Below are 19,261 nucleotides of genomic sequence, written 5' to 3'. Positions count from 1 at the left end.
CCGGGGCCGATAGCGAAGCGGCCACTGCGTGATCATCAGGAGTTGCGTGAACTTCTGAAGATGGTGCGGTGGACGTGGGCCAGTGTGCCGTGTGGAAGCCGGCGCACCCCGTGGCTCAGACGCGCCCTTGACCAAGGTCTACGAGGACTGTTCCGTTAGGAAAGTTGGGGCGTCGGACTCGGGGGTTGCCTTCGTGACCAGGTCGGTTGGCGGTATGTGGTGTCTCATCAGCGGCACCACGGGGGAATCGGCCGCTCCCCCGGCCGCTGGGGCCTCCGTATGAGACTCCGGCGCGGGATCGCGATCGCCGTCGTCGCCGGAGGCGGCGCTGTGACCACGCTGTTGGTCGGCCTCGTCACGAACGCCGTGTCCAACCAGTCGCGGTGGCCCGGCTGGCTGGGGTGGTTACAGGAGCACGCATGGCTCTCGTTCGCCGTGTTGGGTGTGACGATGGCAGGGATGACGGCCCTGCTCGCCGGGCTTTCCGAGTCGCGGCCTCCCGCGCCGTCGGTGAGGCCGGAGGATGGAGCGGGGCCGCCGGAGGCCGCTCAAGTGCTGCGTTCCTTACCGCGCGACACCGCCGCGTTCACCGACCGGACCGCGGAGCTGGAGCAGCTCGTGGGCTCAGTGCGGACCTCACAGGAGCAGGGCGAGGGGCTGCCCGTTCACGTGATCGACGGGATGCCGGGCGTCGGAAAGACCACTTTCGCCGTGCACGCCGGCCACCTGCTCTCCGAGCGGTTCCCCGACGGACAGCTCTTCGTAAACCTCAACGGGTACACGCCGGGGCGCACTCCGGTGCAGGCCGGCGAGGCGCTTGCCTCGCTTCTCGCGGCTGCTGGCGTGCCGACGCAGCAGATACCTGTCGGGGACGACGTCGGAGCGGTCACGGAGGCCCGGGCCGCCATGTGGCGGAGCAGACTCGCGGACAAGAAGGCGCTGCTGATTCTGGACAACGCGGCCAGCTACCGGCAGCTGGAGCCGCTGCTGCCCGGTGGGGGCGGGTGCCTGGTGTTGGTGACCAGCCGCAAAAGACTGGTGGCGAACGAGGAGGTGGTCATGTCGGTGGACGCGCTGCCGCCGGATCACGCGGTCGATCTCTTCGTGCGGCTCAGTGGGCGACCGGCCGATGCCCTGGACCGTGATGTGGTGGACGAGTTGGTCCGGCTGTGCGGGTGTCTGCCGCTGGGGGTGTCTCTGCTCGCGGCACGGTTGCGGCACCATCCGTCCTGGATCGCCGAGGACCTGCGCGGGCGGCTGGTGGCGGCGCGGGACCGGTTGGGGGAGCTGCGGGCCGGGGAGCGCGCCGTCACTGCGACGTTCGATCTTTCCTACCGGGATCTCGCGCCGGAGCAGCAGCGCTTCTTCCTGCGGCTCGGCTTCTTCCCCGGCACGGATCTCGACGTGCACGTCGGGGCGGCTCTGGGTGAGGTCTCGGTCGTGGTGGCCCGCCAGTACCTTGAGGCGCTCTACGACGACCACCTGATCGACGAGCAACCGGGGAGTCGCTACCGGCTGCACGATCTCCTGCGTGACTACGCTCGCAGTCTCGCCGCCGAGGGGGACAGCATGGACCACGTACAGGCCGTCCAGCGTGTATGTACGTACTACCTGGCCGCTCTCGCCGTCGCGAACGGGCACATCGTGCGCAGCGGCGCCACCGTGCCACCGGCGCCGGACGACGCCTCGCGGGTACAAACTCCGGTCCTGGAATCGCGGGCGGACGCCCTGAGCTGGCTGGAGACCGAGCGGGCCAACATCCTCGCCGCCGTCCGGCGGGCGAACGGCTTCTCCCTGTACGACCTCGTGGTCCGGCTCGCCGCGGCCATGGCACCCTTCCTGCGCCAGGCCGGTCCCTGGGACCAGGCCGTCGGGCTCCACCGGACCGCCGCCGAAGCCGCCAACCACACCGGCGACCAGCGGGCCCGGGGCGACGCTCTCGCCGAACTCGGTGTCGTGCGCCGCTTCATGGCCGCCTATCCGCAGGCGATCGAAGCCCTAAGCGACGCCGTGACGGCGTACGAAGCGGTCGACGAACGGCGGGGCAAGGCAGACGCTCTCAACCAGCTCGGCATCGTCTGGTATCTGACCGCCGACAACGAGGACGCAGCCCGTGCCCAAGCCGAGTCCCTCGCCCTCTACCGTGAGCTGGGCTACCGACTCGGACAAGCGAACGCGCTTGCCGATCTCGGCATGACACACCGGCAGCTGAGCCGGTTCGACGCCTCGCTGGAGGCACAGAGCGAGGCCCTGGCGATCTACCGGGAACTCGGTGACCGGTACGGGGAAGCGAACTCCCTGCGCGACCTGGGCGTCGTGCACTGCCTCATGGGCGCATACGACGTGGCCGAGCGGCATCACCAGGAAGCGTTCGACATCTACCTCGAGCTCGACGACCGTACTCACCAGGCTTACGCACTGAACGAGCTGGGCGTCGTCCGACGGCTGACCGGAGACATCGAGGGAACTCGGACGGCACACAGCCAGGCCCTGACGCACTTCACCGAGCTCGGTGAACGGTTCGGCCGCGCGAACAGCATCCGCCACCTTGGCGTCGTGGACCGCGTCTCCGGGGACGCGGCAGAGGCGATCCGGCTGTTGGAGGAGGCCCTGGAGACCTACCGCGAACTCGGCAGCCGCGGGGGTGAGGCCGCCTCGCTGAGTGAGCTGGGCGTGGCACGCGGCATCGTCGGTGGGCTCGACGGAGCGATTGAGGCGTTCCAGGATGGACTGCGGATCTTGCGGAGCCTGGGCGACCGGTGCGGCGAGGCGGAGGTGCTGAACCACTGGGGGATGCTGCTGCTCACCTCGGGTGAACCGGCAGCCGGTCGTCGGCACTTCGATCAGGCCCTCACGCTCGCGCGGGACATCCGCTACCCGCTGGAGGAGGCACGGGCGTTGGAGGGCATCGGCCGCTGCGACTGGACGGTTGACGGGCCTGGTCACGGCGTGGGCTCACTGCGAGCCGCCGTGACCGTGTACCGGCGGCTGGGGGTGAGCGTGGCGGTGGACGACATCGAACGGTTACTGGTGTCGCGGTCCGGTTGACGCCAACCATGTGGCCGAATTTCCGGTGCTGGATGGGTGGTTGAGGATGCTACGTTTCCGGCTGATCTGTCGCTTCAGCCCGATCGCACCGTGCCGCCTCCCGCACGTATCTCACGAGGAGCGTTGGATGCCGTCACCCACGTCCGTCACCGAGCCACACGCCATCACGCCCGTCAGCCCGGACTCCGCGGAGCCGACGCCTGCCGGAGCCGCCGTCCTGGACCGCGTGGCCGCACGCGTACGGCAGCGGCTGGAGGCCGAGGAGAGCGCGACGGGTCGGTTCGGTGACGGTACTCACGCGGCCTCCCTCATCTGGCCCTGGCCGTTGTGAGCACGTCCGCTCAATGACAGAACCCGAAGGCCCCGTTCCTTTCCGGACGTTCATCCTCAAGGTCGCCAACCGCTGCAACATCGACTGCGACTACTGCTTCGTCTTCAACTCCAAGGACCAGGTGGCGCGGCGCCTCCCCGCCCGGATGGACCTCGCTGTGGCCCGGGCTGCGGCCCGGCAGATCGGTGAGCACGCCTCCACGCACGGACTTCGGACCATCCACGTCGTCTTGCATGGCGGGGAGCCGCTTCTCGCCGGCGTCCGGCACATGGCCGAGCTGTTGGAGGCCGTCCGGGACGAGGCGCCGACCGAGACCCGGGTTCTCTTCGAGCTCCAGACCAACGGGACGCTTCTGTCCAGTGCCTGGCTGGACCTCTTCGAGCGGTACGAGGTCGCGGTGGGCGTCAGCCTCGACGGACCGCCGCGTGCGAACGACCGGCACCGGCTGACTCACGCCGGACGGTCGAGCGCCGCCTCCGCCGTGCACGGCATCGAACTCCTGCGGTCGCGGCCGCACCTTTTCGCGGGGCTGCTCGCCGTCGTGGACCTGGCTAACGACCCTGTGGAGGTCCACGACTACCTGGCGGCGTTCGAACCGCCCGTGATCGACTTCGGCCTGCCGCACGCGACCCACGACGACCCACCGCACCGCGCCGACCCCAGCGTGCCCGAGTACGGGAGGTGGATGAGCAGGGTGTACGACGCCTGGCTCGCCCGGCCGGAGTACGGGCACAGTGTCCGGATGCTGGAGGACATCGTGGCCCTCAGCTCTGGCGTGCGCGGCTCGGTGGAGACGCTCGGTCTGGCCGCGCCGACGAGCGTCGTGATCGAGTCCGATGGCTCCATCGAGGCGGTGGACACCCTGCGGTCGGTCGAGGAAGGTGCCTCCTGGCTCGGGCTCGACGTCCTGCGCCACTCCTTCGACGAAGCTCTGTCGCATCCAAAGCTGTTGCACCGGCAGCACGGCAAGGATGCGCTCGCCGAACAGTGCCGCGCCTGCCCACTCGTGGAGGTGTGCGGCGGTGGCTACCTCCCGCACCGCTTCAGCGAAGCCCGGGGCTACCGGAACCCGTCTGTCTACTGCGCGGACCTGGAGTACCTCATCCGACACGTGCAGGGCTCCCTGTGGCAGCACGGCTGGAACCCGTATGCGCGGGCCGCCGGGTCGCCGTAGGCGCGTGTGCCGTACCGCCGGGAGGGGATCACGCGTTGGAACGAGCGAATACAGCAGATACCGAAGCAATCGAGAATGGACAGGAGGCGCCGATGACCGTGACGATCCGCCCCGCGGAGAAGCGGGACGTGCCAGCCGTGGCCGAGCTGATCGAGGAGGTCGAGCGGTTCTACGGAGCGACCGACACAGATATCCAGCCGATCGAGGAGCGCCGCCTCCAGGTGGAAGAAGCCCTCTTCGGCGCGCCACCGCTGGCGTCCACCCTTCTCGTCGAGGACGAGACCGGGGACATCGTGGGTCTCGCCGCCTACTCCTTCCTCTGGCCGGCCGCCGGCTCCACGCACTCCCTGTTCCTGAAGGAGCTCTACGTCCGCGACACCCTGCGTCGGCAGGGCATCGGTGCTCGCCTCATGGACGAACTCCGCGCCTTGGCCGCCGCGCGCCCAGGATGCAGCCGGGTGGAATGGATGGCTGACCGCGACAACCCAGGCGCACGGGCCTTCTACGAGTCGCGCGGGTTCACCGAGTCCGACGGGAAGATCGTCTACCGGATCGACTCCGGCGCCGCGTGAGGGTGAGTGGGACTGTGAAAGTGGAGCGCTGCGAGGAGTGCGGCAGCCAGATCATCATCGGGCTTGGGTGCGATTGCCCGCCGGGCTCGTCCGCTTCGGCGGCCCCTCGTTCGGTGAAGACGTCCGTGAAGAGGGAGTGGCGTGCTCATCCGGATGACACGATCCTGATTTCCCCAGGGCAGTGCGCGCACCTGCCCGGCTGGTGCGACCACATGACCGAGGACGACGTACGGCCCCCGCGGTGGGGGTGGATCCCGAATCCTCCGCACGGGCTCTGGGAACGGTTGGGCAGCGCCTACCCGGCGACTGCCACCGCGGGCAATCCGAAGCGGATGGCCGTGCGGCGGTGCACCACCTGTGAGGCGAACCTCGCCCAGGGCTGACCACCGTCGTCCAGCACCACTCTGCTCCCGCTTCGTTGGGCGCGGCCGTACTTGCCGACAGCCGCGCCCGCCTGCGTCAGGATCAGCAGGGTCAGTAGGCGATGACGAGCCGCACGGACGGCCGGTCGATCACGGCTCCGTCGGCGAGGTCGCTGTCCGGCGTGTCCGCAGGGTAGGCGGTGATCGCGGGTTCGACGGTCCTGGCCGGGCTCCAGGCACGGATCTGCGCACAGATCCGCTCGGCGAGCTCGGCGCCGGCCGGGCCGTAGCCGACGGCTCCCAGCCGGAACCGGGGTTCGGTGGCCTGAGGCTCGGCGGTGCGCTCCAGAGTGAGGTAGGCGATGGAGTCGGCCTCGACGAGGGCTGGGCTCAGGGCGGGTGAGGCGGGGCGGTGGAGGCCGGCTTCCAGTGCCGCCGGCTTCGCAGTGATGCGGCAGGTCGCTCGTTCGGTGGCGCTCAGGCGCAGCCAGACGCCGTCGAAGGACTCGACGGAGCCGACCGTCGCGTCCGTCCAGACGACCGACTTCGGTCGGGTGAGGGCATCGCGCAGCAGCTCTGGGGCGATGGGCTGGTCCTCGTCCCAGTAGAGCCTGACGAGCCGGTCATCGTCGATGTAGTCGTTCCTCTCGCCGTCCTGGCCGATGACCGGGAGGAAGCCGCACATCCTGACGGAGTCGGACCGCATCCGGTCCTTCTCCCGTCGGAACGCCACGGACCTGGACAGCCCGCGCCATCGCAGCGGAACCACGAGGCGTCCGCCGACGGCGAGCTGGTCCCACCATGCTCCGGGGAGGTCCCACATGCCGACCGCCGCGATCATTCGGTCGTAGGGGCCGAACTCCGGGGCGCCGAGGGCGCCGTCCCTCGCGACCACGCGAACGTCGGCGTATCCGTTCGCGTCCAGCATCCGGCGGGCGTAGGCGGTCACGTCGGGGGCGATGTCGCACGTGGTGACCTGACCGGACTTTCCGGTGAGGTGCTTGAGCAGGGCAGCGTTGTAGCCGGTGCCGGCCCCGATCTCGAAGACGTGGTCGCCTTCGCGGACGGCGAGCTGGACCAGCATGAAGTGCACGACGTCGGGCTGGGAGGCGCAGCTCAGCGGGAGTGCGTCCTCGTCCGGGTTCTCTTTGATGGTCACGCTCTTGTTGGCGTACGCCTCCTGGAGGGGTGCGTCGGGGAGGAAGGCGTGGCGGGGTACGGTCCGCATGGCGGTTTCGACGCGTGCGTCGCGAGGGCCGGAGACGTCCTGCTGCAGGATGGCGTCGACCAGGCGGTTGCGCAGGTCCTCGGGGGAGGCGCCGGTGGTGGTGTTCATCGCGTCCTTCCGGAAGGTGCCCGGCCGTGCGTACGGCAGGGGCAGATCGTACTCAGGTGATCTGGTGCGGGGTGCGACTCACGCGCGTCATCCCGCCAGGAGCAGGCAGCGGTCCCAGGGGGCGGTGGCCGCCGTGTTGACGGGGCCGGTGAGACGGACCAGATGAATGCCCGACGTACCGTCCATCAGGCCGACGCCGTCCTGCAGTCCGCTGTGGTCCAGGTGCTCGTCGAGCCGGGCCCGCAGACGGGGCAGATGGGCCGCGAGTTCGTCATCGACGGCGTCGGCGGCGGCACGGGAGGCGGTCTGTACGAGGCCGGCCCACCCGTGGCAGAGGGATGCGTCGGTGAGCTGGGCAAGCTGCTGGTCGTCGGCCAGGCATCCGGCAAGGGCCTGTTCGGCCCGGCGTTGCCGGTCGCGGTCGCCGAGGGCGATGCCGGCGAGTTGTTGGGCGCGGGCGATGCCCGGGGTGCCGTAGCACCAGGACGGACGTCCTGGTACCGAGTGCTGGAGAGCGCCGCGTCGGTGTTCGGCTCGGGTGACCAGGCCCGGCCACCAGGCGCGCGAGCCCGTACCGTCGCGCCATTGGTCGAGCCAGCCGCATATCCGGATGATGGCTCGTTTCTGTCCGGGCACCGTGTGGCCGTGGCGCACGGCGGTGGCCAGCAGCGCGAGGGGTCCGCTGATGCCGTGGGCCAGACCGAGGTTGCCGTGTCCGCCGGGCCATCGCGGCGACGGGCGCAGGTCGGGGCTCTCGCTGGTCCACCAGCCGGGCAGGAGCTGGGACTCGATGGTGATCGGTTCGGTCAGCCGCACCAGGTAGGCGAGGGTGTCCCGTAGTTCTGTCCGGTGACCGCGGTGCAGGTGGTAGACCCCCAGGCCGGTCAGTCCGCTGATGAGGTCGTACTCGCCCAGGCTGGGCGGCGCGCCGCCGTCGATGCGGGCGTTCGCCCGCTTGAGGCGGTCGCGGGTGACGTCGGCGAGGTGTGCGTCCAGGGTCGCCAGGGCGCGGGTGGCGGTGTCCGTGTGCGTGAAGCTGAGGGCGTACGCGACGGCTGGCGCGCCCTCGTACAGGCCGCATGCCTCCGGGGCGGCGTGTATCGGGCCCTTGACCATGGCGGCGGCCCACGGCCGGAGCGCGCCCGTGTCGTCTTCGCCGGTGTGGGCCCTGACGGCGTGCAGCAGGGCGGCTCCCGCCGCGCCGGAGTACAGCGACTGGCCCCAGCCGGGCCTGGTGGGTGTGGGCGACGCGTCGTGGTTCATGAGTGGCTCTCCCCCGGCCGTGCGGTCCACGCGAGAGCGGACTGACGGGCCAGGCGCCGGCAGATCCGCTCGTCCTCCCGGTCCAGGCCGCGCAGTCGGTTGTGGTGCATGTGCAGCAGGGACTCCAGAACCGAGTCGAGGTCCATGTCCTTGGCGAGGTGCTCGCGATACAGCGTCAGGGCCACGGCGCGGCGGTGCCACGCGTGTGCGAGCGCTTCGCCCCAGCCGCGGGCGCGGGGCGTGGGGTGGCGAACGAGTTCGACGGTCTGGTCTCTGACGCCTCGCTCGACTCGGGCCGGAGGAGCGGGACGGTTGGCCAGCCAACGCATGCCCTCGTCCGGACCGAGCAGACCGCAGGCGATGTCCGCCATGCCAGCCGCGGCCAGCGCGCGTCCGTCGACGCCGTCGACGCCGTCGGCTCCCAGGCCCCGCAGGAGGGCGAGGGAGTAGGCCGAGTCGGCCGTGAACACCGCCTCCGCCCCGCGCAGGGCGGCGCCAGGGCCGTAGCGGCCGACCTCCGGGGTGTATGTGTCGAACACGAGCCTGCTGCTGAGCCCTTCGTGACGCAGTCCGGCGGCCCATCGGGCGACGAGCTCGGTGTGGGCGGAGTACTGCCCGGGGCTTCGGGTGCGGATGCGCAGGCGCAGGTGGTCGGGGTCGTGCGGGGTGCGATAGCGGACGAACCACCACTCGGGTGCACCCTGGAGCTGGGCCATGAGCCGCACGAGGTGGGTGGCGATCAGCTCCTCGAACTGGTCGGGGTGGGTGTAGATCTTGGCGTTCAGCCAGGGTGCCCACACCGATCCCGGTACGGGCCCGAGGGTGCTGTTGGTGAGCACGGGGAGGGGGCCGGAGAGCGGGTCAGGGGCCGGCGGGCTGGTGCTGGTCATCGGCAGGGCGATCTCGTGGACGTGGCCGTCGATCCAGCCGTAGCTCTCCTCGGGTGACGCCTCGGTGAGTACGGCCTGGCCTTCTCGGGCCAGGTGGGCGCGCAGGACGGCGACGTGGGCGGGCACGTCGAGCCGCAGTCGCCGTGTGCGGTCGTCCTCCCTCAGCTCGACGGCATCGTGGCAGTGCCACCGCTTCCGCCAGCGGCCGAGGGCGTCCACCCAGTCCCGGGTGTCCGTACCTCGGCCTGGAAGGGCGTCAACGGTCAGATTCCAGCGGCTGGGTGCAAGGTTCACGCGCCCGTAGCGGACGCGTGGCAGGAACGGTAGCCGTGTGCCGTGTGGACCCCAGTCGAAGCCGGTCCAGGCGGGGCCGAAGGCGCGGGTCAGGTGCGCCAGGAACCGGGCCAGGGGCGGGGGTTGCTTGTCCAGGGCCATGGCGTGGAAGACCTGCGGGTCAACGACGCGACGGCGGGAGATGCTCACCAGGTAGAGGCGGGTGTGCGTGGCAGTGACCGCGAGGTCATCGACGTCGATGAGCGTCGGCACGGTGTCGCCGGGGCCGCGGTGTTCGCCCAGTGGGATCACGTGCGGGAGATAGGCCGGGATGCGGGCGACGTTCTCGGTGTGCGGGTACAGCGGCGGGAAGGAGAGTTGCGCGGTCAGCGCGTTCTCGACGCTCGCGGGGACCTGGCGGTAGATCTTGTCGAGTCCCGAGCCGGTGGCGACCGGTGTGAACCGGGACGTGAGCGTTCCTGCGGCGCGGGCCGGCGTCACGGTGAGCGTGAAGTCCCCGCGCTCCAGCGCCGGCAGACTGTCGGCGTGCAGGCGCGCGCACATCTCCACGTGGGGCGGCGCCTCGCGCGTGACCATCGTCTCGTCGGCCAGGCGGTCGATCACGTCGTCGGTGAGGACGATCTCCCTGCCGCCGTCGGCCAGTGCCTGCCAGGCCAGGGCCAGCAGCCGCTCGTCCCGCTCGGAGACTGCCGGTGGCGGCGGGGTCATGCGGCTGCCGGGGTACTCGGCCGGGTAGCCGAGCCCGGCCGCCGGGTCGACGACCTCCTTGACCGGCACCAGCGTGCCGGTGCCGTACCGCTCCCAGAACGCGACCTGGTACTCCTTCCACACTCCCTGGCCCGCCGGTCGGCGCGTCAGCCGCAGCAGCGCATCGGCGGCCCGCTCCATCTCGCGCGCGACGCTCTCGGGGATCCGTACGTCGGCGTCCAGCCGCAGGTCGATGGCGAGAGGGCTTCGGCCCGCGCCGGAGAGCCGACGCAAGAGCGGCGTCAGCGCCTCCCGTTGGGGCGCTTGGTGGTTCGCGGGAAGCCGGTTGTGCTCGTGCACGGCGCGTCGCACCGCTTCCAATTCGTGCAGGACCCACGCGGCCTCGGGCACCGTGCCCGCGTCCACGCTGTGCAGCTGCTCGATCAGGCGGGACAGCGGATCGGTGTCGGTCATCGGCGGGCGCAGGCTGGTGATCAGGAACTTCTCGCGTACCAGCGTGCCGAGCAGTGTGGTGATGTGGCGTGGCTCGGTTCGGGGAAAGGCGGAGGCCAACTGCTCGGCGAGGGCGGCGAAGCGGACCGGCTCGCGCGCGAGGTCCTCGATCCAGCGGACCGCGCTGGTGCGCCGGACAGTGGCCCCCATCGGTCCGCCGTGCGGGACGTGCAGGCGTCCGCCTCGGCGTGCCGCCAGGTTGTTCAGGACCACGTCCAGGCGTTCCAGCAGGTCGGGGCACGCCTCCAGACGCACGACGACGTCGTCCAGCCACTCGGTGTCCACCCGCGCCACAGCCCGGTGAGCGTCTCCCCATCTCGCGTACGGTGTGGAACCCACGCCGACCGGCGCCACCCCGGCGAAGAGGCCGAACGGGGTCGGCCGCCCGGTGGCTCGCAGCGCGTAGCGGACGGTGGCCAGGGCGGCACGCCGGGCCTGCTTGGGACGTGCCGGGTGCCCCGCGCGGATCGCGTCGACCCGCGCGGCGAGATCGCCGCTCGTCTGCCGGACGGCTTCGGCGAACCCCTCGTCGGCCCACACCTCCTTCAGCCATCTGCGGCAGGCATCCGTGTCGGCCGGATCGGGCCACCATCCCGGCAGGCTCGTCAGCGGCATCGCGGCGGCCCGGAGCAGGGCCGTGCCCGTGTGCTGGTAGAGCTTTCCGTCACTTCCCATTTCCAATGCCTCCGCCATAGTTCTGTGACCGGGCGGGGCCGGGGGCGAAAGTGCCCCCGGCCCCGCGTACGAGCCGCTGTCAGACGGCGCTCGCGCAGGACGAGGCGCAGGACGGCTTGCAGCCGTCACCGGTGTCGCACGCCCTGGGAAGCAGGTCGGCGTCGACCTCCGTGATGATGGTGAGGTCGATGTCGAAGGGGTCGGCGGGTACGTCGAGGGCACCTGCCACGACGGACACCTCGGCGCCAGCCGTTACCGGCTGTGGCGCGCTGATCGGGCTGAGTGTGATTGCGGTCATCGCACTTCCTCTCGTGTCGGAAGGGTTCGAACGGGTCGTCGTACTGCTGGCCGGCCGGTGTGCGGCTCGCCGCGCCGCACACCGGCCGGGTTCCTGCATTCGCACCTTGCGGTGCGGTCCCTCTCCGGCTGATCGGATTCCGTGGGGGACGGGGATTCGGAGCATCCGGAGAGGGAGTCGAGGACGCGGGCCGTAGCTAACGGATCTGGCCTGCGTAGAGCGTGGTCAACGCTGTGCCGGTCACCAGGACGGGCAGGAACAGCACTTGGAAGGCGCCGAAGCCGAACCGGCCGACATACCTCGCCGGGTGCCGCAGCACCAATCCGATCTGGCTGAGCAGTTGCCGCAGAGGCCGTAGCCGCATGGTGGTCATCACGCCGCCGTCCTCCGTAAGAGCGTCGGGTCGGCGGCGTCGACGACCGCCCACGGCGTCGTGATCAACGCCCCGGTCCGGGCCTGCCAGGCTGCGAGATTCGTCCTGTCCTCCTCCAGATGCCCCAGCATCACGAGCAGGGGGGTGACGATCCCGGCCGCCCTCCCCTGCTCGACCGCGGCCAGGGCGTTGTGCCAGCCCTCGCACAGGGCGCGGCTCTCGAAGGGTGCCGCTCGGTCGACGTGCGTCTCGGCCACCTCACAGCCGGCATCGGCGACGTACCGCCGTGTGCTGGCCAGGCTGTGGTCGGCGATCTCACCGAGCGACGCGGGCAGACAGGCGTACAGCACCAGACGCGTGCCCGGGGGCACCTCGTGCGGTGCGGTCTGCCTCGCGCTGCCGCTCATTCCGAGTTACCTCCAGCCGGTTGTGGTCGAGACGCCAAGGGCCGGCGCCTCGAAGAAGAGCCTCGCTGGGGGCAGCCGACGGCGGTACGCCGTCAGGACGCCGTTCGTCCGCCGTCCGGCGGCGCACGAAGAGACGGAGCTGCGGCGTACCGTCGCGGCTCACGGATGGCGAGGCTGATCGGTCCAGTGCCCAACCGGAAACGAGAGCGGCGATGAACGCAGTAGACGAAGAGCGCCTCTGCAGGCAGACACCGGTAAGGCGTCATTGGGTGAAGCTGGCCGACTGCGCCGAGCCTTCGGGCCTCGCGCGGCGACACGTACACGAGTCCCTCAAGGGACGTGCCTCACCGGAACGCGTGGACGACGCCGCTCTAATCGCCTCGGAATTGGTGGGCAACGCGGTCAGACACACCGCCGGCGGACCGGACTGCATGTGCGTCGAGGTCTACCGGGACGTAGCGGTTCTGCGAGTCCACGACGCGGGACGGGACGTCTCCAAGGTCCAGGCGCGACCAGCGCAGGCGTCGCTGGGTGAGCTGACGGGAAGTGGTCTCGGACTGCTGCTCGTCGGGGCGCTGGCCTCCGAATGGTCGGTCCGGCCGACCGCGATCGGCAAGGAAGTAGTCGTGATCTTCCCCCTGCAGGCCCGTGGGCTACCCGAGCGAGACGCTCTTTCGTACATCCCAGCGGTACGTCCGCCCCTCGCGGCGGAGCTCCACCAACTGAACGGCGGACACGGAGAGCTCGACAGCGGGGAGAGCACGAAGACCTGAGACCACCTCCACGACGGGGGCGGCGGGACGCCGACGGTTGTTGTAGGCGAGGCTCAAGTGCGGTCGGAATGCGGACGTCGGCTTCTTCGGGGCGAGACCGGCGCTGCTTCCGGCCTTGGCCAGCGCGTGGTGCAGCCGAAGCAGGGGTTCCCACGGGCCGAGGGACAGGCGGACGGCACCGCGGGAGCCGGCCAGCGGCATGGCGCATACGGAGAACGCGGGGGGCAGCAGCGCCTCGACGTCCCGCGCCAGGCTGTCCAGCTGACCGGGGGCGACAGCGTCCGGCCTGCCTACGCGGGCGAGGGTGATGTGCAGTCCGTCCGTCGGCACCGGGTCAAGGCCGAGGGGGGCCAGCTCCTCCTGACAGTGTCCGGCGAGGGTCGCGAGCCGCTGGTCGTCCGGGAAGGTCAGCATCCAGTAGTACGCCCGGCTGCCGTCCGACCAGCCAGGACGTGCCCAGTGGTCGGTCATCTCGTCGAGTGCGCTGAACGCCGCCCAGTCGTGGGCCGCGGTGACCGCCGGATCATGCGTGTCGGCGGGAGGCTCGGTGGGGAACGCGGCGGGATCGGCGCTGAGCAGGGGCACCCGTCGAACTCCTTCGGCTTCACACCGCCCCGGCGTACGACGACACCAACGGCGCCTACGACGCGGATGACGCCATGGCCAGGACGGCTGGCTGCGAGCTCCAAGCCCGGAACTCCTCGCCATAATCGCGCACCGCCTGGTGATCACGCCACGGCCCGGCCTGCTCGCGCAGGTCACGGGAGCGTTGGTAGACGGAGCTGATCGGGGTGTCTCCGCACAGCCGTAGGGCCTCACCGCCGAGCGCCATCGCGTGGTCGATGTCGGGCGTGCGCTGCTGCAGCAGCGCGGTGGCGACGTCGAGGCGTACGAGCGAACGGCTCCAGGAGGAGGTCGAGTGCTCCACCAGATCGTCGATGTGCTCGGCGTCACGCAGTACCTGGGCCGTGTTGCGCAGGGCCACGTGTGACGTGACGGCGTTGGCCAGCGTCCGGGCCCGTCCGTACGGCTCGAAAGAGATGCAGGAGGTCAGCCCGACGGGCACCTCGTGGAGGTCGGAGAGGCGGAGTGCCTGTCCGATGGCCTGCTCGACGGCACGCCGGTCGCCGGTCTTGCCGAGGGCTCGGGCTCGGCCGTTGGCGAGCAGGCGGATGGACTGGGCGTGGCGTGGCGCGCGCTCGACGGCAGCGGCGGCGCAAGCGTCGGCCTCGTCGTATCGGCCGGCGTAATAGAGGCCGAAGGAGAGGGTTCCGCGCGCCCAGAGCTCTGTGTCCAGGTCGCCGATCTCACGGCTGAGATCGCGGGCTTCGGTGCAGTACGCCTCCGAGAGCGCGAAGTCGCCCGTGTTCACCGCCATGTAGCCGAGCAGGCCGGAGGCGCGAGCGGCGAGGTGGAAGAGCTCGCGGCGTGTGCCTGGGGGCTGGCGACCGTCGAGGAGGGTGTGAGCGAGCTGCCGCACCTGGCGAGCCTGGGGGCGCAGGGCGTACGGCCCGCCCTGCTCGTACCGGCCGGCAATGCCCTCCAGGGAGGAATCCAGGAACGCGAGCGTCGCGTCGTCGGTGTTGCTGGCCGTGAGCTGCCGGGTCCGGGCGACGATGTCCAGGGGGTTCTCGTCGTCCTCTCGTGGCGAAAGGGGACTCGGCGCTTGCTGGCGTGCGGGCGGCTCCTCGGAGCGGCCGGACTCGGAGTCGTACACCGCGGAGAACAGCTCGGACACCGATCTGCCCAGCATGTGCTCCAGCACCCGGCAGGCGTCAGGACGGGGCAGAGTCAGTAGCTCCCCGCCGTACCAGCGGTCGAACTGGCGCGGAGAGACCTGCAGGGACGCCAGGCGAGGGTCTCGGTCGAGCTCCGCCAGCCGGACGGCCGCCCGCTCGTACTGGGCGGCGAAAGCCTCGTGCGTCGTCAGGTGCCGTTGCTGGAGCAACTGCCGGAGCAGCGTTGTCCGTGGCATGGCCCACCCTCCTGGTACGGCGTGCGGGACCGACATGAAGGCGCGCGCCGGTGACGGGGTCGTGGCGAGGCATCGCCGATCGGTCTGCTGCGGCGCGCATCCGTACGAACGCGCGTCGTGACCCATGACAGCATGCCGAGGCAACTGCCAACTAGGCAATATGTCTTGAGAAGTTGACCCGTACGGGCTTGTCGAGGCGGCGCCGGTACGGAGAGACTTCCGGCATGGCCTTGAAGAGGAGCCTGGTCCCGCAGTCGGTCTACCGGCGACAACTCGCGGCACGGCTGAAGGAAATGCGTGATGCGACCGGGCTCACCCTCACCGAGGTCGCCGGCCAACTGGAGGTCAACCAGGGGTCACTGAGCCGGATCGAGAACGGCGAACGCGGTACGACGCCGGTCCTCGTCCGCGCTCTGCTGGACCTGTACGGCATCGAGGACGAAGGCCGGCGCGCCGACGTGCTCGACCTCGTGCGAGCGGACAAGGAGCAGCAGAAGCCCTGGTGGCGGAAGTACTCGACGGTACTCACCCCGACCCGCTACGACGGGTACCTCGCGCTGGAGGCCGGCGCGACGCACCTCGCCAGCTACCAGCCGATGCTCGTGCCAGGGCTGCTCCAGACCGAGGACTACGCCCGTGCCGTGATCTCCCAGATGAGGAAGGACCTGTCCCCGCCGCAGGTCGAGTCCCTGGTCAAGGTCCGAATGGAGCGGCAGAACAGCCGCTTGGGTGGTGAGGCCCCGGCCAGGCTCTGGGCGGTCCTCGACGAAGCCGTGCTGCGCAGGACGGTCGGCTCTGTAGAAGTGATGCGCGACCAGCTGCGGAAACTGGTGGAGGCGAGCGAGCAGTCGAACGTCACCGTGCAGCTGCTGCCCTTCTCGCTCGGCGCGCATCCCGGGCTGTACGGCCCGTTCGTCATCCTGACCTTCCCGCACCCGACGCCGGACCTGGTGTGGCTGGAGAACCCCAAGAACTCCGTGTATCTGGAGTCCCCGGAGGACGTGGACAACTACACGGCAATCTTCGATCAGTTGAGGGACAGCGCCCTCGACCCGTCGGAGACTCGCACCCACATCGCACGCATCAGCAAGGAGCTCGAAGAGTGAGCACGTCCAGCATGGCCGCCCGGCACCACGTCACGACAGCGTCACACGGCGTCGATCTCGCGCACGCGCGGTGGCGGAAGAGCTCGTACAGCGGGGGTGCGAACGACTGCGTGGAAGTCGCGGAACTGGGCGAGCGCGCCGCAGTGCGCGACTCCAAGGACGTCAGCCGTGGGCCATTGCTCTTCCCGAAGGCGACGATGCGCGCGCTGATTGGCGGAATCGCCAGCGGGACATTCGGAGGGTGTCAGGGCTGAGCAGAGAGCTGGGGCGTGAGGAGAGAGTCGTTACGGTCGTCGTTGTGCGCACAGGCATCTCGGGGCTCACAACCGCCGCGGCGCTGCGAGCGGCTGGGTGTGGCAAGACCTCCGCCCCATAGCGAGATGTGATCCCTCACGCCACACAGTCGATTCCGTTCTGACCTCACGCGAGAATGGGAGAGAGCCGCCGTGTCAAGGACGTCACTGATCAAGGGGCCTGCGAGGCTTGGCGGCCGATGCATTGCACATCACCTGCTCACAAACACGATCGTGACGCGACGCCTGCGCCACGCGAAACACGCTCAAGCCGAACAAGAGCCTCCTGAAGCATGACGTGCGCGGCCCTCAAGCGTTTCTTCCGTAGATCCCTCCTGTCCGAGAATTCGCCAAACCTATCCCGGTCGGATAAAGCGGTCGATCGTCGGTAACGCCACGCTCCCGAGCCTCTCGGCTCGACACGTGACACCGCGGGGCGCACCTCAGGAATGACCCCATCGCCTCTACCCGGGTGGCCAGTTGAGGACTTCGGCTGGCCTTCCTTCAACGGATGCCGTAATCTCAAGCTCCGCGGGAAGCTTTTGCATACAAGATCGACGGGGAGTCGGTATGGGGCGCACATCGGTGGAACTGTTCGCTGGAGGGGGCGGACTCGTGCAAGCCGCAGCGAGAGCCGGCTTCCGCCCTCTGCTCATGAACGAGTTCGCAACCCGCGCCTGCGAGTCGCTAGAGGCGAACGTGCTTCCGACCAAGGGCAGCCCCTACGCGGTCAAGCGATACCAGGTGGGCGACATCCTGCCCATCCCGGGCGAGGGTGATCCCATCCCTCTGGCCGCTGGCGAGATCCAAAAGCTCGATCTGGAGTACCTCAAGGGCCAGGAAGTCGATCTTCTCGCTGGTGGCCCTCCCTGCCAGCCGTTCAGCCTGGGCGGCAACTCGAAGGGCGACGAAGACAAACGCGACATGTTCCCCGAGATGTTTCGCGCGATCCGCCTGGTCCGACCCAAGGCCGTTATCTGCGAAAATGTCCTGGGGCTCCTTCGCGAATCATTTCGCCCATACTTCGAATACATCAAACGAGAGCTTCAACTCCCGTTCGTGGAACGAAAAGACGGAACCACCTGGCAGCAACACGATGCTGCACTGAAGAAGCAACTAAAGAGTGGAAAAACCCCCGCCTCCGAACGTTATGAAGTAATCGTAACTCGGGTGAATGCAGCCAATTACGGCGTACCTCAGATTCGAGAGCGCGTCATAATTGTGGCCTTCCGGTCGGATCTGAACATCAACATCCCCGCGTTCAAAAAGACTATAGCCCCCCGCTATTCCGAGACCGCTCTCATTAGCTCCTTCCAGGATGGAAGCTATTGGGATCGCCATCCGACCGTTCCCCAGCATGTCAAAAAACGCGTGATGGAACGCATCGATCCTCCCCTTCCTTTCGACGAGGAGGAGAATACTGTCGAAGCGTTCCTGCCGTGGCGAACCTTGAGAGATGCCCTCCAGGGAATCAGGGAAGGGGAAGGTCCACTCCCTTACGTGCCGCTTAGCAAGCTGGACCGCAAGACGGTACACGGAGGTTTCGAAGATCACATCGGCTGGCCAGACGGGCAGATCTACGCAGGCCACACTCCAAACGACCTGGATCGACCAGCGAAGACCGTGAAGGCTGGCGTACACGGAGTCGCCGGCGGCGAATTGGTAATGTACCTCGATCGCCGTAAGCGTGTTTCAAAAGAACTTGGCAGCTACCGCCGACTGCACAGGTACATGACCGTGCGCGAGGTTGCCCGAGTCATGACCTTCCCCGACGAATGGGTCCTGAAGGGACCTCGTGGCGAGAAGATGCGTCAATTGGGGAACGCCGTACCTGTCATGTTGGGTGAGGTCTTCACCAAAGCGGTTTCTGACGCATTGGACCTGGCTGAGAATGGTCATGGACACGGAGTGTAAAGCCCAGCAGAGCCGCTGGAAGAACCGTCTCCCTCAAGATCGCGCTTGGAAGCCGAGTGGGGAGATCCCTCCTCACGTCGAGCAAGATCGCGCAGCAGGAGGTAGGCAGCAGCGCTATGTCGCTCTGTCCAATGGGCAGAGCGCACGAGCTTCGGTTCGTTTGACAGTTCGGGCTAACAACCGTCGAATTCGTGCAACTCTGCGTTGGTCCGCTCAGGGCAAGACAAAAGAGCAATATATCGGTGAGGTAGATCACGCCACACGAGCCAATAATTTGGCGGAAGCCTGGCGCATGGCTAGCGATGCTGGCTACCTCATTGAGCCGAAGAGAGACGATTCCCCACTTCCCGAGAGCTCCTGGGCCACATCGGAAGCGACTCGCGCTGTGATGCAGGCCAACCGCAGCAAAGACACCAAGCCCGAGCTGCGCTTGAGGTCACTTCTCCATCGCCGCGGGCTGCGCTACCGAGTAAACGGGCGTCCTCTGCCAAGCCTCCGACGCACCGCGGACGTCCTCTTTCCCAAGGAGCGAGTCGCGATCTTCATTGACGGGTGCTTCTGGCATGGGTGTCCGGAACATCACAGACCATCAACGAAGAACTCCGCCTTCTGGCAAGACAAGATCGCCGGCAATCAGCTGCGTGATGCTGACACCAACGCGACTCTTCGCGCGCACGGTTGGGCCGTCGTCCGCGTATGGGAACACGAAGATCCTGCAGAGGCGTGCGAGCGCGTCGCTCGCGTCGTGATCGAGCGACGCGTGTCAGGCCACTCCCCGTGAGGGACCGCTCCTCCTGGCGCCCCACAGCTGCCGTCCCCCTGACCTCGCGCGATAGACCGCTCCCACACAGGGATTCAAGAACGTCAAGTGCACTGTCGGTGAGGTCCCGTACCATCTCCTCCAATCGCGTGATGTGGGGGGCGCGGTGCGGCTATCGAGCTGCTTGCAACCGAGGGCCGCCCCAGCTGCGTCACGT

The 19,261-nt window shown here is 68.8% G+C and carries 18 protein-coding genes; 10 read left to right on the top strand and 8 right to left on the bottom strand.

Features of this window, described 5'->3' with window-relative positions; genetic code table 11:
- Positions 1 to 279: 279 nt before the first annotated feature.
- The 5 genes from haaT (at position 280) to ACIRR9_RS06125 (ending at position 5,508) form a co-directional block, all read left to right on the top strand.
- Complete coding sequence (gene haaT / locus ACIRR9_RS06145; protein WP_403748064.1) at positions 280 to 3,048, top strand: cyclophane-containing RiPP biosynthesis TPR protein HaaT; 2,769 nt, start codon at positions 280 to 282, stop codon at positions 3,046 to 3,048.
- Between the two features lie 127 nt (positions 3,049 to 3,175).
- Entirely contained in the window at positions 3,176 to 3,379 is a 204-nt protein-coding gene (haaA, locus tag ACIRR9_RS06140; RefSeq protein WP_403748061.1) for a HaaA family cyclophane-containing RiPP peptide, read from the top strand.
- A gap of 13 nt (positions 3,380 to 3,392) precedes the next feature.
- Positions 3,393 to 4,553 carry an FxsB family cyclophane-forming radical SAM/SPASM peptide maturase gene (locus ACIRR9_RS06135; RefSeq protein ID WP_403748058.1) on the top strand — a complete coding sequence of 387 codons (1,161 nt, stop codon included), beginning with the start codon at positions 3,393 to 3,395 and terminating at the stop codon, positions 4,551 to 4,553.
- A 92-nt stretch (positions 4,554 to 4,645) separates the two neighbouring features.
- Entirely contained in the window at positions 4,646 to 5,125 is a 480-nt protein-coding gene (gene haaN, locus ACIRR9_RS06130) for a cyclophane-containing RiPP N-acetyltransferase HaaN (RefSeq protein ID WP_403748055.1), read from the top strand.
- Between the two features lie 212 nt (positions 5,126 to 5,337).
- Entirely contained in the window at positions 5,338 to 5,508 is a 171-nt protein-coding gene (locus tag ACIRR9_RS06125) for a hypothetical protein (protein ID WP_365800286.1), read from the top strand.
- A gap of 91 nt (positions 5,509 to 5,599) precedes the next feature.
- On the opposite strand, the gene fxlM is transcribed toward ACIRR9_RS06125, so the two are convergent.
- From fxlM to ACIRR9_RS06095, 6 genes are all read right to left on the bottom strand, one after another.
- Entirely contained in the window at positions 5,600 to 6,823 is a 1,224-nt protein-coding gene (gene fxlM, locus ACIRR9_RS06120) for a methyltransferase, FxLD system (protein WP_403748051.1), read from the bottom strand.
- Between the two features lie 87 nt (positions 6,824 to 6,910).
- Positions 6,911 to 8,086: a lanthionine synthetase C family protein gene (locus ACIRR9_RS06115; RefSeq protein WP_403748048.1), complete on the bottom strand. Its 1,176-nt coding sequence runs from the start codon at positions 8,084 to 8,086 to the stop codon at positions 6,911 to 6,913.
- Positions 8,083 to 11,145 (bottom strand): lantibiotic dehydratase, encoded by a 3,063-nt coding sequence (locus tag ACIRR9_RS06110; protein WP_403748046.1) that lies wholly within the window; start codon positions 11,143 to 11,145, stop codon positions 8,083 to 8,085. The genes ACIRR9_RS06115 and ACIRR9_RS06110 overlap by 4 nt, the downstream gene beginning before the upstream one ends.
- A 79-nt stretch (positions 11,146 to 11,224) precedes the next feature.
- Positions 11,225 to 11,443, bottom strand: coding sequence for an FxLD family lanthipeptide (locus ACIRR9_RS06105; protein ID WP_403748044.1), 219 nt, complete (start codon positions 11,441 to 11,443; stop codon positions 11,225 to 11,227).
- 196 nt (positions 11,444 to 11,639) lie between these two features.
- The gene (locus ACIRR9_RS06100; RefSeq protein WP_362327353.1) at positions 11,640 to 11,819 is read right to left on the bottom strand and encodes a hypothetical protein; all 180 of its coding nucleotides are present in this window, start codon (positions 11,817 to 11,819) and stop codon (positions 11,640 to 11,642) included.
- Complete coding sequence (locus ACIRR9_RS06095) at positions 11,816 to 12,223, bottom strand: hypothetical protein (RefSeq protein WP_403748042.1); 408 nt, start codon at positions 12,221 to 12,223, stop codon at positions 11,816 to 11,818. The genes ACIRR9_RS06100 and ACIRR9_RS06095 overlap by 4 nt, the downstream gene beginning before the upstream one ends.
- A 212-nt stretch (positions 12,224 to 12,435) precedes the next feature.
- On the opposite strand from ACIRR9_RS06095, the gene ACIRR9_RS06090 reads away from it, so the two are divergent.
- The gene (locus tag ACIRR9_RS06090; protein WP_403748040.1) at positions 12,436 to 12,996 is read left to right on the top strand and encodes an ATP-binding protein; all 561 of its coding nucleotides are present in this window, start codon (positions 12,436 to 12,438) and stop codon (positions 12,994 to 12,996) included.
- Here ACIRR9_RS06090 and ACIRR9_RS06085 read toward each other — a convergent pair.
- Positions 12,877 to 13,581, bottom strand: a complete 705-nt coding sequence (locus ACIRR9_RS06085; RefSeq protein ID WP_403748038.1) for a 2'-5' RNA ligase family protein — start codon at positions 13,579 to 13,581, stop codon at positions 12,877 to 12,879. The two genes, ACIRR9_RS06090 and ACIRR9_RS06085, sit on opposite strands and share 120 nt — an antisense overlap.
- A 55-nt stretch (positions 13,582 to 13,636) precedes the next feature.
- Positions 13,637 to 14,971, bottom strand: coding sequence for a hypothetical protein (locus ACIRR9_RS06080; protein WP_403748035.1), 1,335 nt, complete (start codon positions 14,969 to 14,971; stop codon positions 13,637 to 13,639).
- A 224-nt stretch (positions 14,972 to 15,195) separates the two neighbouring features.
- On the opposite strand from ACIRR9_RS06080, the gene ACIRR9_RS06075 reads away from it, so the two are divergent.
- From ACIRR9_RS06075 to ACIRR9_RS06060, 4 genes are all read left to right on the top strand, one after another.
- Positions 15,196 to 16,077 carry a helix-turn-helix domain-containing protein gene (locus ACIRR9_RS06075; RefSeq protein WP_403748034.1) on the top strand — a complete coding sequence of 294 codons (882 nt, stop codon included), beginning with the start codon at positions 15,196 to 15,198 and terminating at the stop codon, positions 16,075 to 16,077.
- Entirely contained in the window at positions 16,074 to 16,331 is a 258-nt protein-coding gene (locus ACIRR9_RS06070; RefSeq protein WP_403748033.1) for a DUF397 domain-containing protein, read from the top strand. The genes ACIRR9_RS06075 and ACIRR9_RS06070 overlap by 4 nt, the downstream gene beginning before the upstream one ends.
- Positions 16,332 to 17,024: 693 nt before the next feature.
- Positions 17,025 to 18,284: a DNA cytosine methyltransferase gene (locus ACIRR9_RS06065; RefSeq protein ID WP_403748032.1), complete on the top strand. Its 1,260-nt coding sequence runs from the start codon at positions 17,025 to 17,027 to the stop codon at positions 18,282 to 18,284.
- The gene (locus tag ACIRR9_RS06060; RefSeq protein WP_403748030.1) at positions 18,262 to 19,065 is read left to right on the top strand and encodes a very short patch repair endonuclease; all 804 of its coding nucleotides are present in this window, start codon (positions 18,262 to 18,264) and stop codon (positions 19,063 to 19,065) included. Before ACIRR9_RS06065 ends, ACIRR9_RS06060 begins: the two co-directional genes overlap by 23 nt.
- Positions 19,066 to 19,261: the final 196 nt, after the last annotated feature.

Origin of the sequence: Streptomyces sp. NPDC101234 (genome assembly GCF_044767525.1) — a bacterium.
GTDB classification, from domain to species: Bacteria; Actinomycetota; Actinomycetes; order Streptomycetales; family Streptomycetaceae; genus Streptomyces; species Streptomyces sasae.
The sequence above is the reverse complement of the archived record's forward strand: the minus strand, read 5'-3'. Positions and strand labels throughout refer to the sequence as shown.

Bases quoted from the DNA above. Each gene is read 5' to 3' on its own strand.
- haaT (WP_403748064.1), top strand. From the start codon at position 280: ATGAGACTCCGGCGCGGGATCGCGATCGCCGTCGTCGCCGGAGGCGGC.
- haaA (WP_403748061.1), top strand. From the start codon at position 3,176: ATGCCGTCACCCACGTCCGTCACCGAGCCACACGCCATCACGCCCGTC.
- ACIRR9_RS06135 (WP_403748058.1), top strand. From the start codon at position 3,393: ATGACAGAACCCGAAGGCCCCGTTCCTTTCCGGACGTTCATCCTCAAG.
- haaN (WP_403748055.1), top strand. From the start codon at position 4,646: ATGACCGTGACGATCCGCCCCGCGGAGAAGCGGGACGTGCCAGCCGTG.
- ACIRR9_RS06125 (WP_365800286.1), top strand. From the start codon at position 5,338: ATGACCGAGGACGACGTACGGCCCCCGCGGTGGGGGTGGATCCCGAAT.
- fxlM (WP_403748051.1), bottom strand. From the start codon at position 6,823: ATGAACACCACCACCGGCGCCTCCCCCGAGGACCTGCGCAACCGCCTG.
- ACIRR9_RS06115 (WP_403748048.1), bottom strand. From the start codon at position 8,086: ATGAACCACGACGCGTCGCCCACACCCACCAGGCCCGGCTGGGGCCAG.
- ACIRR9_RS06110 (WP_403748046.1), bottom strand. From the start codon at position 11,145: ATGGGAAGTGACGGAAAGCTCTACCAGCACACGGGCACGGCCCTGCTC.
- ACIRR9_RS06105 (WP_403748044.1), bottom strand. From the start codon at position 11,443: ATGACCGCAATCACACTCAGCCCGATCAGCGCGCCACAGCCGGTAACG.
- ACIRR9_RS06095 (WP_403748042.1), bottom strand. From the start codon at position 12,223: ATGAGCGGCAGCGCGAGGCAGACCGCACCGCACGAGGTGCCCCCGGGC.
- ACIRR9_RS06090 (WP_403748040.1), top strand. From the start codon at position 12,436: ATGAACGCAGTAGACGAAGAGCGCCTCTGCAGGCAGACACCGGTAAGG.
- ACIRR9_RS06080 (WP_403748035.1), bottom strand. From the start codon at position 14,971: ATGCCACGGACAACGCTGCTCCGGCAGTTGCTCCAGCAACGGCACCTG.
- ACIRR9_RS06075 (WP_403748034.1), top strand. From the start codon at position 15,196: ATGGCCTTGAAGAGGAGCCTGGTCCCGCAGTCGGTCTACCGGCGACAA.
- ACIRR9_RS06065 (WP_403748032.1), top strand. From the start codon at position 17,025: ATGAACGAGTTCGCAACCCGCGCCTGCGAGTCGCTAGAGGCGAACGTG.
- ACIRR9_RS06060 (WP_403748030.1), top strand. From the start codon at position 18,262: ATGGTCATGGACACGGAGTGTAAAGCCCAGCAGAGCCGCTGGAAGAAC.